The organism is Niallia nealsonii (assembly GCF_002835805.1).
In the GTDB taxonomy this organism is placed as follows: Bacteria; Bacillota; Bacilli; order Bacillales; family Cytobacillaceae; genus Niallia; species Niallia nealsonii.
In genome coordinates, this window is sequence record NZ_PISE01000016.1 from 125,206 (window position 1) to 138,813 (window position 13,608).

Annotated in this window: 13 protein-coding genes; 1 reads left to right on the plus strand and 12 read right to left on the minus strand. The window is 34.8% G+C overall.

All coding sequences use genetic code 11. From position 1 onward, the window contains the following. Nucleotides 1-85: 85 nt before the first annotated feature. The 11 genes from hepT to CWS01_RS08685 form a co-directional block, all read right to left on the minus strand. Nucleotides 86-1,048 (minus strand): heptaprenyl diphosphate synthase component II, encoded by a 963-nt coding sequence (gene hepT / locus CWS01_RS08635; RefSeq protein ID WP_101176786.1) that lies wholly within the window; start codon nt 1,046-1,048, stop codon nt 86-88. A gap of 67 nt (nt 1,049-1,115) precedes the next feature. Then, the gene (locus tag CWS01_RS08640; protein ID WP_101176787.1) at nt 1,116-1,823 is read right to left on the minus strand and encodes a demethylmenaquinone methyltransferase; all 708 of its coding nucleotides are present in this window, start codon (nt 1,821-1,823) and stop codon (nt 1,116-1,118) included. A gap of 7 nt (nt 1,824-1,830) precedes the next feature. Then, entirely contained in the window at nt 1,831-2,625 is a 795-nt protein-coding gene (locus tag CWS01_RS08645; protein ID WP_101176788.1) for a heptaprenyl diphosphate synthase component 1, read from the minus strand. Nucleotides 2,626-2,918: 293 nt separating this feature from the next. Next, entirely contained in the window at nt 2,919-3,482 is a 564-nt protein-coding gene (folE, locus tag CWS01_RS08650) for a GTP cyclohydrolase I FolE (protein WP_101176789.1), read from the minus strand. Nucleotides 3,483-3,941: 459 nt separating this feature from the next. Beyond that, on the minus strand, nt 3,942-4,214 hold the full coding sequence (locus CWS01_RS08655; RefSeq protein WP_016203034.1) for an HU family DNA-binding protein: 273 nt from the start codon (nt 4,212-4,214) through the stop codon (nt 3,942-3,944). A 505-nt stretch (nt 4,215-4,719) separates the two neighbouring features. Beyond that, nucleotides 4,720-6,198: a stage IV sporulation protein A gene (gene spoIVA, locus CWS01_RS08660; protein ID WP_101176791.1), complete on the minus strand. Its 1,479-nt coding sequence runs from the start codon at nt 6,196-6,198 to the stop codon at nt 4,720-4,722. Between the two features lie 1,093 nt (nt 6,199-7,291). Continuing rightward, nucleotides 7,292-8,344, minus strand: coding sequence for an NAD(P)H-dependent glycerol-3-phosphate dehydrogenase (locus CWS01_RS08665; RefSeq protein WP_101176792.1), 1,053 nt, complete (start codon nt 8,342-8,344; stop codon nt 7,292-7,294). A gap of 16 nt (nt 8,345-8,360) precedes the next feature. Continuing rightward, complete coding sequence (gene der / locus CWS01_RS08670; RefSeq protein ID WP_101176793.1) at nt 8,361-9,671, minus strand: ribosome biogenesis GTPase Der; 1,311 nt, start codon at nt 9,669-9,671, stop codon at nt 8,361-8,363. Between the two features lie 652 nt (nt 9,672-10,323). Beyond that, a complete protein-coding gene (locus CWS01_RS08675) occupies nt 10,324-10,509 on the minus strand; it encodes a capping complex subunit for YIEGIA (protein WP_101176794.1) in 186 nt (61 codons plus the stop codon). Continuing rightward, nucleotides 10,499-11,395, minus strand: a complete 897-nt coding sequence (locus CWS01_RS08680) for a YIEGIA family protein (protein WP_101176795.1) — start codon at nt 11,393-11,395, stop codon at nt 10,499-10,501. Before CWS01_RS08680 ends, CWS01_RS08675 begins: the two co-directional genes overlap by 11 nt. Beyond that, entirely contained in the window at nt 11,392-12,000 is a 609-nt protein-coding gene (locus tag CWS01_RS08685) for a YphA family membrane protein (RefSeq protein ID WP_101176796.1), read from the minus strand. Before CWS01_RS08685 ends, CWS01_RS08680 begins: the two co-directional genes overlap by 4 nt. A 105-nt stretch (nt 12,001-12,105) precedes the next feature. Between CWS01_RS08685 and CWS01_RS08690 the strand changes: the two genes are divergently transcribed. Continuing rightward, nucleotides 12,106-12,249: a YpzI family protein gene (locus CWS01_RS08690; RefSeq protein ID WP_101176797.1), complete on the plus strand. Its 144-nt coding sequence runs from the start codon at nt 12,106-12,108 to the stop codon at nt 12,247-12,249. 94 nt (nt 12,250-12,343) lie between these two features. Here CWS01_RS08690 and rpsA read toward each other — a convergent pair whose 3' ends face one another. Continuing rightward, nucleotides 12,344-13,483, minus strand: coding sequence for a 30S ribosomal protein S1 (gene rpsA, locus CWS01_RS08695; protein WP_101176798.1), 1,140 nt, complete (start codon nt 13,481-13,483; stop codon nt 12,344-12,346). Nucleotides 13,484-13,608: the final 125 nt, after the last annotated feature.

Consider the following 13,608-nt stretch of genomic DNA (forward strand, 5'->3'; position numbering starts at 1 on the left):
TTCACTCCTATACTATTAATAGAAAATGTAAAAATAGGCTATTCATGAAAACACTACCATAAATGAAGACACTTTGCAAAATTTTCTAATATTTCCGTTTCCCTAAATACTTTGCTATATTAGTTAACGCTTTTTTCGAGCGATTATTCGGCAAGCCTTCTAATTCCTTTAAAGCTTTAGCCAAATATAAATCACTTACTTTTAAGGAACGATCAATAGCATCTGAATTCTTTATTAGCATAATAATTTTCTCAAGATCTTTTTTGTCCATATCTTCATGAACAGTTTTTACAGCCTTCTGTACTTCTTTTTGCTCCATTGCGTACAAAACTGGCAATGTAATATTCCCCTGCAGCAAATCTCCACCTGCTGGTTTTCCTAGCTCTTCCTCTGTTGCGACAAAATCAAGTACATCATCAATGATTTGATAGGACATTCCTACATAATAGCCAAATCGATACAGTTTTTTTTGATATTTTTCTTCCACGTCAGAAGCAATAGCCCCAACTAAGGAACTTGCTGAAATAAGAAGAGCTGTTTTTCTTTTGATCCGGCGAAAATAATCTCTAATATTTTGTTCATAACGATATTTATCTTTTATTTGCTGAAGTTCCCCAATGCATACTTCCACAATAGTATTAGCCAATACTTTATGCGCCTCAGCTTTTTTTATGTCGCTCATTACTTCTAAAGAACGAGCAAAAATATAATCCCCTGTGTACATGGCAATTTTATTATCCCATTTTGCTTTAATCGTAGGCTGACCTCGACGAAGATCTGCATCATCAATAACATCATCATGCACCAAAGAAGCCATATGTATTAGTTCTAAGGCAACAGCAGCCTTTTTTATTACATCGATATTATAATCGCCAAACTGACCTGCCAATAAAACAAATATCGGTCTAATCCGTTTACCGCCCGCCTGTAATAAATGCAAAGAAGACTCTCGTAAAACACTAGAATCAGCCATTACTGTTTCTTCTAATGTCTTTTCAATCATCGCTAAATCCGAATTCAAAAATGAATACATCATTTTTAATTTCACTCACTACTCACCCGTCTTTTAAAATCTATACGGCTAAAAACCCTGCTGTTTTTAACCGTACAGAAACTTATTTTTCTTTATATCCAAAATGGGAAGCTGCAACTCCGCCACTATACGGCTTATAGGAAACATTGGATAAGCCCGCTTGTTCAAACATATTTTTCAATTCTTTCATACCAGGAAAATCGCGGGCAGACTCTTGCAGCCACGAATACTCTTTGTAGCTTTTGGCAAACAATTTTCCAAAAAGAGGCATAACGAACCGAAAATAAAAATAGTAGCACTGCTTAAAAACGGGCATTGTTGGTTGGGATGTTTCTAGACAAACTACCGTTCCCCCTGGCTTTACTACTCGCCGCATTTCTTTGAGCACTTGTAAATAATCGGGTACATTTCTGAGTCCAAATCCAATTGTTACATAATCAAAGCTGTTATCTGGAAAAGGCAGTTCCATTGCATTTCCATGTATAAGTTTAATATTGGAGTAACTTTTTGTTTTTACTTTCCCGATGCTTAACATATTTTCGCTAAAATCCAAACCAACAACATGACCAGTTGGCCCAACAGCATCCGCCAAACTAATCGTCCAATCAGCAGTGCCGCAGCAAACATCCAATGCAGAAGCACCTTTTGACACGTTCATCTTTTTCATTGTATCTTTTCGCCAAAATTTATGTTGCTGAAAACTAATTAGCGTGTTCATTTTATCATAATTATCATAGATCTTTTCAAAAACATGATGGACTTTTTCTTCCTTCGATTGTTGTTGCTGCATTGCCTTTTTACCCTTCTTCCACATACATTTGTTGTTGACATTCATTTAATAAAAGTTGAATCTTTTCTAATAGCAAAGTATTTATACAAACGGGCATAGAGTTCATTGCTTTTTGCAAGTGGCCACAAGCATCCTCTAAACATTTTCCTAGAATAAGTTCTGCTGGGGCTTCATTTTTATTTTTCTCTTTCCATTTTTCTGATGAAAAGGTATCCATTACAAGAGAGGATCCAGTCTCATTATATGTATTTTTTTCTTTTAATAGCCTTTTTATTAGCAATATGAAAATAGATAGATTTTTCCATTCTTCCATTTGAAAAGCTGCTATTAATTTATCTACTAAAGCATGTTCTACTATTCCAATGCTTTTTACTAACTCTTCCATATTGGCTGCTGCTTTTTGATATAAAACAATTTTTTGTTCGTTGATCTCTTTTATTGCTTCCGCCAATATTTTTATCATATCAATATCTTCTGCTTCTGCTAATAACTGAAAATAATGGCCACTATAAAAGTCACCAGCCAAAACAGTCAACTGCCTATTTTTTTCTAAATCTTTGCTTTGGCTTTCATTTGTTATTAGTTCATGGGTATCAAGGGCAATTTGAATAAGCATGGTAGTTATTGTATATTTCTCGATATCCTTATCTGATAATTTCGCCTCTTTTAAAATAGAAAGGATTAGAAGCAATCTTTCATCATCAATAACAGGCTTCTGTATATGTTGAAAAAGATAGGTATGAGAAATTTTCTGCAAGATTTTTTCTTTTATTTGATCAATCAAATTTTGTGTAATGGCCATTTTATCACCCTTGTTCCCCTATTATTTCAAATTTACTATTTACGCTTACTTTTGTAATTATAGCATAAAACGGGTGTATGACGCTTTTTTCAACATTCTAGCTCATTTCACATACATCCACTTGCTTGAAAAAACAAAAATCCATGATGATTGTTCTCCAATCTTTGTCTATAACTATTATTAGATAAAATAATATTTGATTCATTCGCAAAAACCAAATAGTTTGCACAAATGAACCAAATATCAACAATATATTTAATAGACTCTTTGAAAAAACAGACCTGGTTCCGATATTATTTTAATAAAGACAACACTTCTGCCCTTGCATCAGAATCTTCTGCATAGCGGCCTCGTACAGCTGTCGTAATCGTTTTTGCCCCAGGTTTATTAACGCCTCTCATCGTCATGCACATATGCTCTGCTTCAATTACCACCATCACACCATGCGGCTCAAGCATTTCATAAATGGAGTCTGCAACAGTTGATGTAATTCGTTCTTGGAGCTGTGGTCTTTTAGCAACTACTTCTACCGCTCTCGCTAATTTGCTTAAACCTGTTACTTTTCCATTTCGCGGGATATATGCAACATGAGCGTTTCCGAAAAAGGGCACTAGATGATGTTCGCACATGCTGTAAAATGGGATATCTTTTACTAGCACTAGTTCTTCATGATCTTCTCCAAATATTGTTTGAAAATATTCTTTCGGATCTTCCTGCAAACCTGAGAAAATTTCACTATACATTTTCGCTACCCTTGTAGGTGTATCTATTAAACCCTCTCTATCGGGATCTTCTCCAATAGCTTCTAAAATAAGTTTTACCGCTTCTTCAATTTTTGGGATATTTACCTTAGACATTTCCTTTTTCCTCCTAAAGCCTTTCATTCCATTTATCTCTAACCATATTAGCATAATAACTAATAGAAGACTATCTCGCCTTGCTTTATAAAAATAAATTATAGGAGTATTCCTTTTATGCTCGGACATACTAAAAAATATAAACCGCCATAATTAGATAGATACTATAGAAAAACAAATGGTGTAAAAGCTATTATTTACGCTTCATGCTTTTTAGTTTTTTCTAATGAATAAACCATATATAAGTGGATTAACAGCAAAAACTATTTAATAAAAAACATATAGTTAGGAGAATAATATAAAAACATCCGTTTGTCGACTGTTTTCTTTGATAATTATTTGGGGAATATAGAAGGAATGAAGCTGTTCGTTTCACTTTATTTCAGCACTTTTCCAAAAAACATGGTATCAAAAAAACCGCGTTGACCGCGGTTTTTAGTATCGTAGCAATGTATGTAATTACTTCACTGCATCTTTAAGTGCTTTTCCTGGTTTAAAAGCAGGAACTTTGCTAGCTGCGATTTCAATTTCTTCGCCTGTTTGTGGGTTGCGTCCTTTACGTGCTGCACGTTCACGAACTTCAAAGTTTCCGAAACCGATAAGTTGAACTTTATCCCCATCCTTTAAAGCATTTAAGATTGTATCAAAAACAGCATCAACTGCTTTAGTAGCGTCTTTTTTAGATAATTCACTTGCTTCAGCAACTGCGTTAATTAATTCTGTTTTGTTCATGCCTTTCACCTCCTCCCAAATGTTTCAAATAAATTCAAAGAGTGCATCTACTATCATTATTTGTAAACAAATTCACGGAATTATATACATCATACCAAATATTTTCTTAAATATGAACTATATACTAGTGCATATACGAGAATTATTTGAACGAAAAGTGGGTTGCTTAAATCATATACCCCTAAAAAACCTTATATGACGCTAATTCCTTTAAAAGATTATCATAATCATTTGCGCATATCAAGAAATATTATCTATTGAGAGCAATCTTTTAATAATTTAACAGATATTTGTAACACTTGTCCCTTTTTTTAACAATCCCTTTAAAGATTAGTTGCAAAAAAGGCTTACTTCAGAAGCATCTCCCCCTTAATTAAGGCCAAAAGTTATTTGAATTTTCTTTTGATTATTCGTTCACTTAAGCTTTATCTTCTAAAGAAACAGAAAGTTAAATTTAACATCTTTTATTTTCCAAAACAAAAAAAGAACCCTAAAAAGAGTTCTCCTAAAGAATGATTGCAATTAGTCCACCAGAGCCTTCATTGATAATTCGTTCAAGTGTTTCTTTTAATTTATACCTTGCATTTTCCGGCATAAGTGAAAGCTTCGCTTGAATCCCTTCACGCACTATCGAACTTAAACTTCTGCCAAAAATATCAGAATTCCAAATCGATAGCGGATCATCTTCAAAGTCCTGCATCAAGTATCGGACAAGCTCCTCACTTTGTTTTTCAGAACCAATGATTGGCGCAAATTCTGACTCTACATCTACTTTTATCATGTGTATAGATGGTGCAACAGCCTTTAATCGAACACCAAATCGAGATCCTTGACGAATAATTTCTGGTTCATCCAAACTCATGTCCACTAATGATGGGGCAGCTATGCCGTAGCCGGTTTGCTTTACCATCTTTAAAGCATCAGATATTTGATCATACTCCGTTTTTGCATGAGCAAAATCTTGCATCAACTCTAATAAGTGGTCTTTCCCTCTTATCTCAACACCAACAATTTCTTTTAATATTTCATCGTATAGCTCATCTGGTGCAAATAAATCAATTTCTGCAACTCCTTGCCCCATTTCAATTCCAGCAAGACCTGCACGATCAATAAATTCATATTCGCTAAACTGGGTTACTACTCGATCAACATCTCTTAATCTTTTAATATCTTTAACCGTATCTTTTACTGCTTCTTGATAGTTGTCGCGAAGCCAATGATTTTCACGCAATACCATTACCCAACTCGGTAAATTTACATTTACTTCTAAAACCGGGAATTCAAACAATGCTTCCCTCATTACATTTAATACATCTGTTTCCCTCATCGATTCTACACTCATTGCAATTACAGGAATATCGTATTCATTAGAAAGCTCTGTACGAAGAGCCTCTGTATTTGGATGAAATGGCTGTGCACTATTGATAATCATAATAAACGGTTTCCCTACTTCTTTTAGTTCCTCAATCACCCGTTTTTCGGCTTCTAAGTAGTTACTTCTAGGAATATCCCCAATTGTGCCATCTGTTGTAATAACAACACCAATAGTACTGTGTTCTTGAATGACCTTTCTTGTACCAATTTCAGCTGCTTCATGGAAAGGGATTGGCTCTTCATACCACGGTGTATTAATCATTCTTGGACCATTTTCATCTTCATAGCCTTGCGCTCCTGGAACAGTATATCCTACGCAATCGACTAATCTTATATTAACATCTAATCCTTCATCCACTTTAATAGAAGCTGCTTGATTTGGAACGAATTTTGGTTCTGTCGTCATGATTGTTTTGCCAGCAGCACTTTGCGGCAATTCATCTTTTGTTCGAGCTCTGTCTCCTTCATTGTCCATATTAGGGATTACGACAAGTTCCATAAACTTTTTAATAAAAGTTGATTTCCCTGTTCGTACAGCACCTACAACTCCTAAATAAATATCGCCGCCCGTTCTTTCGGCAATATCTTTAAAAATATTGACCTTTTCCAAGTGATCCCCTCCTGAACTCTCCTTAGCATATCGGAAACTATTCCGTAAAATACTATTTGACACTATATATTTATGATGTTGTCCTATATCTTTATGACTGATTTTAAAAATTTCCTCCCCTAGATTTTTTGTCCATTAATAAAACAAGTACATGCCGCTAATAAAGTGAAACTTTAATCAGCGGGAGTTTTCTACGTCTCCACTGATTGTAGCCTGAGACCGATGAATATAGGTCACACAGACATTGTCACAGGACACGGGGTCCTTATTAGTCTATGTACTTTTATATCGGGCTTTTACTCAGCATTTGTCTCCTACCTAGATCTCTCATCATCTCTTAGATGAGGGTCAAAAGCTTGTTAAATAGGGACAAACACATCAAGAACCCCTATCTTTTGCCACTTGATGTCTACGCGAAAAAAGAAGCAATTCCTTATATTAAGGTAATTTTTTTAGTTTGCTATTCTTGAAGATATAACTTTTTAGAAAAATAGAAAAAAACCTTCTCTTCAATATATACATGAAAAGAAAGCTTATGACATTTTTTTAACAGAATAGAAAATAACATTTATCGATTTCATTTTTATACTTTCTAGTCCAGTTTAAAAGTACGCAAAACAGCTAGCTCTAAAGAAAAACCCAACATAAAGTGAAACTTCAATCAGTGGGGGTCAAAATCCCGTTAAAGAGGGATAAAAAATAAATGAACATACTGTTTTTTAAAACCCGAGTCCCCCCTAAATATTCCCATTGTTTCTAAATATAAAAAAAGGGATAAGAGCTCATTCAATAACAAAGAGCCAAAGTAAAGAAGGGGAAACTTTACTTCGGCAAACTTTTAGACTATTGTACCCAATCCCTGTTCAATCCACCAGGTTGCTTCGTTGCATTGTATGCAATTTGTTACAAAATCGCTTCATAAAAATGCCTATTTTTCTAAAAAAGATCGTTATTTTTTTAGAATAGACCTTATACAAACTATACAGCTAGTATATTGCATCTAGCTATGAATTGAATTTTCCTTTTTTTAAAGTTCATAAAAGAATGTCTACGAACAAAAAAAAGCAGCATATTTTCTGCTGCTTCCCTTTATTTATTCTATGTATTGTGAGGCTAGAATATTTATCAAATCTTCCATCTCACTTGTTTTTCCTCTTTCCATAAGGCTATCTACCGCCTTTTTAGGGTCTCCTCCGTTAAAGAGGACATTATATAGAGCACTTGCGATTGGCAGCTCTACATTATATTTTTCAGAAAGTTGATGAGCGGCTTTAGTGGTGCGGATTCCTTCCACGGCCATGCCCATATCATTTAATACCTCTTCCATTTGACGCCCTTTTCCCAACTGATTTCCTGCTCTCCAGTTTCTAGAATGTGGGCTTGTACATGTTACAATTAAATCACCAATGCCTGTCAGTCCAGCAAATGTTAAAGGATTAGCGCCCATCTTTGTTCCAAGACGAGCCATTTCAGCAAGCCCTCTTGTAATCAAAGCTGCTTTTGCATTATCTCCATAACCTAATCCATCTGTAATACCTGCACAAACAGCAATGATATTTTTTAATGCACCACCAATTTCGACTCCAATAATATCAGGATTTGTATATACTCTAAAATTAGAATTAATAAATAAATCCTGGACTTTTTGCGCTTCTTCCATGCTTTTCGAAGAAACGGTCACCGTTGTTGGATGGCGCAGACTCACTTCCTCCGCATGACTCGGGCCAGAAAGAACAACAATGCTTTTAATCAGTTCTTTTGGTATCTCTTCTTCCATTATTTCAGAAATTCGCAAAAGAGATTCTGGTTCTATTCCCTTGCTTACATGTACAAAGGTTATAGGACTTTTCACAAAGGGAATAATTTGTTTAATCACTTCCCGCATTGCTTTTGTTGGTACAGATAATGTTATATACGCAGCATCACGCACTGCTTCTTCCATAGAAGTTGTCCCATGTATTCCATCTGGGAGCAAAATATTCGGCAAATATTTTTTATTCTCATGAACCTTATTTATTTCATCAATTGTTTGCTGGTTTTTTCCCCATAAGTAAACAGTATGTCCATTATCTGCAAGAACCAATGATAGTGCTGTTCCCCAACTTCCAGCACCTATCATTGCCACTTTCACTTTGCCATTGCCCATCAAAAAAACACCTCGATTATTTGCGTTCTCTCGCAAAGATTTTAATTGGTGTGCCTTCGAAGCCAAATGCATCTCTTATACGGTTTTCCAAGAAGCGCTCATAAGAAAAATGAAGCAGCTCTGGATCATTAACAAATACAACAAATGTCGGCGGTCCCACAGCAACTTGTGTAGTATAGTAGATTTTTAATCTTTTTCCTTTATCAGTTGGTGTTGGATTCATCGCAACTGCATCCATTATGACATCGTTTAAGACACTTGTTTCCACACGCAATGTATGGTTCTCACTTGCTAAATTAATCATAGGAATAAGCGTATGGATACGTTTTTTTGTTTTTGCAGATAAAAATACAATCGGAGCATAATCTAAAAACAAGAAATGTTCTCGAATATTTCGTTCAAATGCTTTCATTGTTTTTTCATCTTTTTCAACAGCATCCCATTTATTGACCACAATAATAACTGCTCTTCCAGCTTCATGAGCATAGCCGGCAATCTTTTTATCCTGTTCAATAATTCCTTCTTCTCCGTCAATTACAACAAGAACCACATCTGATCTTTCAATTGCTCTTAATGCACGAAGAACGCTATACTTTTCTGTCGTTTCATATACTTTTCCTTTTTTTCTCATGCCGGCAGTATCAATAATAACATATGGGTTTCCATTCACCGTTACTTGTGAATCAATTGCATCCCTTGTCGTTCCTGCTATATTGCTGACAATTACTCGATCTTCCCCTAGCATAGCATTAACTAAAGAAGATTTCCCAACATTTGGACGTCCAATTAAAGAGAATTTAATGACATCATCGCCATATTCTTTTCCTTCTCCTTTTGGAAAATGCTGTGCTGCTTCATCAAGCAAATCTCCTAATCCTAAACCGTGAGAACCTGAAATTGGTACTGGTTCACCAAAACCTAGGGAATAGAAATCGTAAATCTGCTGACGCATTTCAGGATTATCAATTTTATTTACTGCAAGAACAACAGGTTTTTTTGCACGATATAGAATTTTTGCTACTTCTTCATCAGCAGATGTTACCCCTTCGCGTCCATTTGTAATAAAAATAATAACATCCGCTTCTTCTATAGCAATCTCTGCCTGCATTCTAATCTGATCTAAAAATGGCTCATCACCAATGTCGATGCCCCCTGTATCAATTAAATTAAAATCATGATTTAACCATTCAGCAGAACTATAGATCCGATCCCTTGTTACTCCTGGAATATCTTCTACTATTGAAATACGTTCGCCAACAATTCTATTAAAAATAGTGGACTTGCCCACATTTGGCCTTCCTACTATCGCAATTACAGGTTTTGCCATTACATTCATCCTTCCATCATTTCCATTAAACTTATTTATGCAGCCAATCTGCTTATTCCTAAAAACAAACATGTTATCAACTTACTAAAGATAAACAGTAAGCTGCATCTAAATCTTTAAACTCTCTATTAACGTTTGCTTATTCTTATAAAGAACAACACAAAAGCTTAAAGGTGTCCATCATATGAGCATAAGCCAAATTTCCTTTATGAATAAGTTTTTGTTTCCCTCAAATCATGGAAAATTTACTGCATATAGAGCAGGCAACTAATTTTGCTCTTATTATGGCTTCTGTATACATAGTTAAAATAATCCAAAAATCAATATTATTAGGAAACATGCTTAAAAGAACAAAAGGAAGACTGGATTATACTCATTACACCTAGGACACCCCTATAACTTATTTATTTTAACAAAGAGCCTCACTACTAGCAAGAACAAAAATTCTTGGCTTTGTTTCTCTAAATAGGAAAAAAGAGCATTTTATCTTATACAAATAAAGTAAAACTTCAATCTGTGGGGAGGGGTTCCATTCCCCACTGATTGTTAGTTGAACCAATCGGGCTTTTACGGGCAGTTGTCCCCACCAACTTCGAGGGGGATCAAAAGCCCGTTAATGCGGAATAAAATGAGCCATCATATAAAAACATTTCTAATGCTTCACAATAATATAAATATCTTTACTTATTTGATGGGCAATTCCATCCAATATTGCTTCTAAATTAGCTGAAACATGTTCCATTTCTTTTTGATTTTCACAATAAAATACACCCGTGCCTTGGGCTACTTTAGCGGAATTCGTCGTAATGGCAGCCAATATATACTTTTCAATATTCACCTTTTTCTTCCTTTCTCTCTAACCGTTTATTTGGCATTCTAATTGCATTCTCTAATGTTGGCACGGCTCCAATAATCTGCAAGGCCTTCTTGGTATTTTTTTCTTGGGGCAGCAAAAAAACAGCCACTCTCCCATCATTTAAATCCCTTTTAGCTAATGGAACTAAAGCTGGCGTTCCTGAATCTCGATATACGCCAAGAGCAGTAGATACATCATAAAGAATGGCCTGTCTTTGCCCTAAATTAGCGATAGTATTTCGGGCATTAAAGTTTTTGGGTGAAAGAATAAATCCTATGCCATATTGCAGCACCTCTTTTTGTCTTTCGGGCAAGCCGATGTTCATAATATAAATATTGTCAATGTATAAACCAGCTTCCTCAAATCTCGGTTCCATTTCTTGTATCGTTACAATATCCTTTAGTTTTCCACCAGACATTAATTTTTTTGAAATAATAATAGATACAATAGCGGCAAACATTCCTGTCCAAATATTGTATGCAATATAGCCGAAGGTACTCAAAAGGCTTGTAAACATTACTAAGTAGTTCCTGCTTTCAAAAGCAATCGCTATTCCCTCGATATATGTTTTCCCTCTCGGCACCATCTCAAAGCTATCTAGCTCCGTTAATGTGTTTCGCTCCATGTTACGAACTTCTCTAAATTGAGAAGCGGCTACTGTTAAAAAAGTGACCGCGGTAAAATCTTTATCTAATATAGCAGGAATCGCCACCGTTCCTAACCCTGCTGCAATAAAACCTAATGCAATATGAATTATTTTCCCATGCAAATACGTTGGATATTGCCGATAATCTGTTCTTAACATAAATACTCTTAAAGCAGTTCCGATTATCACCCCAAAAGCAATAGGATATGTAAATTCATTCATAATAGTTTTTGTTTCTCCTTTTCCATAATATAAACATACTTTTCCCATCTTAAAAGATATAGTTTAACTGTATAAAAAATGACGATTGCAGCAATGCTAATAAGCAAACTATCAAAAAAAGACATAGAACCAACTGTATAGGAATACTGATATTTTTTTAACAGAATGCCATATAAAACATCCCCATTAATACTTCCAAAAATGATTAATAAAATTTGTTTCGTCGGCTCCTTATAGATAAGTCGGGCCACTATAATTAAACCAATGGAAAGCAGCCACTCTTTATTAAAGATAATCCATATAGGGTCAAGAATAGAAAATAAGTGAAACGAGCAGTAAGCAAGCATCGTAAAAAAGGCGGATAAAAGAAAGTACAAAAGTGCTGTTTTTTTAAATGTGGTGATATAGAAAAAAATTCCGACATATAAACAAGCTAATAATAAAGAAATAGTAAAACCAAACATACTTAATTGATATGGCGATAAAATAATAGCTGATAATAATAGGATAGTGAAATTCAATCGATTTTTATGCTTTTTATCTAAAAAAAATGTCGTTTGAATCCATAACATCCATATAAACCAATAAAAGAACTGACCATCCAAATTTATCTCCTCCTCATTTCCATTATGGCTATTCAAAGAGAACTTTAAACGATGATGCATAATCTTCTCATAATTTATCATGATAAGGAAATGGAGGTGAAAAGTATGGGCAAAGATAGACAAGAGGGGAAATTAAAAAAGAGTAAAAGAGTAGAATCTGACCGAGACCAAGCATTACATTACCCAGGTTCTGCAAAGCTTCAAAGTCCAGAAGAAGCAAGAGCTTTTAATGATAATAAGCAAGGTTAGGCACTGTAAAGATGCGTTGAAGCACTCTAAACATGCTGCATCTACACAAAAAGAGTGAGCTATTAATAGGGCAATAGCTCACTCTTTATTTTCTTTAGTTTTTTAGTTTTCTTAATTGATCTCCAATCATATCGCCTAATTGGAATCCTTTAGACTCTTCAGGAAGTTCATAAGTTTCTTCTTCATCCTGTTCTTTTTCTGTCAGCTCTTTAATGCTTAAAGATAGACGCTGCTCTTGTTCATTTACATCTAATACTTTTACTTGTACAACTTGTCCTTCTTGTAATTCTTCATGCGGTGTTCCAATATGTTTATGTGCAATTTGGGAAATATGCACAAGACCTTCTACTCCTTTAAACACTTCAACAAATGCACCATATGATACAAGTCTTTTTACTGTTCCTTCTAATACACTTCCTACTGTTGCTTTTTCTGCGATATTTGCCCATGGACCAGGCAGTGTATCTTTAATGGATAAAGAGATTCGATCATTGTCTCGATCCACGCTTAATATCTTTACCTTTACTTGTTGTCCTTCTTCTACAACATCAGACGGTTTTGAAATATGTTCATGGGATAATTGAGAGATGTGAACTAATCCATCAATTCCTCCAAGATCAACAAATGCGCCAAAATCAGTAATTCTTTGTACAACACCAGCTAATGTTTGCCCTGCTTCCAATGAATCTAGCAAATTTTGTTTTTGTTTGCTTTTTTCTGCTTCAATCACCGCTTTATGTGAAAGGATTAAACGATTTTTGTCTTTTTCTAGTTCTACAATCTTAAATGCAATTGTTTTTCCTTTGTAATCAGAAAAATCTTCTACATAATGATCTTCTACTAAAGAAGCAGGAACAAACCCTCGTACTCCAAGGTCCACTACTAAACCGCCTTTGACCACATCTTTTACTTCGACATCAAAAATTTCTCCGGTTTGAAACTTTTCTTCTAAACTATCCCATGCTTTTTCTGCATCGACTTTACGCTTAGAAAGCACTAGCGCATCTTCTTCTACTTTGATCACTTGCAATTCTAATGTATCTCCAACAGTTGCCACATCACTGGCTTTTTCAATATGAAGGCTTGAAAGCTCGCTGATGGGAATAACTCCATCTAATTTACTATTGGAAATAGCAACAATAACTTGTTTTTCTTCTACTTTTGTTACTTGGCCCACTACATTTTCTCCAACACTATAATTATTAACAACAATATCATTTAACTCTTCAGACATATGTACTCCTCCTTATATATCACTTTCATAAAATATGCTTAAATAATTTCGGCAAGCTTGCTCTGCACAAACTTTTTAGAATACTTCAAATTATTCCTTTTCTTTAAGTTCTTATAAATAACTAC

Coding starts and splice junctions, on each gene's coding strand:
- CWS01_RS08640 (WP_101176787.1), bottom strand. CDS start 1,823: ATGCAGCAACAACAATCGAAGGAAGAAAAAGTCCATCATGTTTTTGAA.
- CWS01_RS08645 (WP_101176788.1), bottom strand. CDS start 2,625: ATGGCCATTACACAAAATTTGATTGATCAAATAAAAGAAAAAATCTTG.
- folE (WP_101176789.1), bottom strand. CDS start 3,482: ATGTCTAAGGTAAATATCCCAAAAATTGAAGAAGCGGTAAAACTTATT.
- CWS01_RS08655 (WP_016203034.1), bottom strand. CDS start 4,214: ATGAACAAAACAGAATTAATTAACGCAGTTGCTGAAGCAAGTGAATTA.
- CWS01_RS08665 (WP_101176792.1), bottom strand. CDS start 8,344: ATGGGCAATGGCAAAGTGAAAGTGGCAATGATAGGTGCTGGAAGTTGG.
- der (WP_101176793.1), bottom strand. CDS start 9,671: ATGGCAAAACCTGTAATTGCGATAGTAGGAAGGCCAAATGTGGGCAAG.
- CWS01_RS08680 (WP_101176795.1), bottom strand. CDS start 11,395: ATGAATGAATTTACATATCCTATTGCTTTTGGGGTGATAATCGGAACT.
- CWS01_RS08690 (WP_101176797.1), top strand. CDS start 12,106: ATGGGCAAAGATAGACAAGAGGGGAAATTAAAAAAGAGTAAAAGAGTA.
- rpsA (WP_101176798.1), bottom strand. CDS start 13,483: ATGTCTGAAGAGTTAAATGATATTGTTGTTAATAATTATAGTGTTGGA.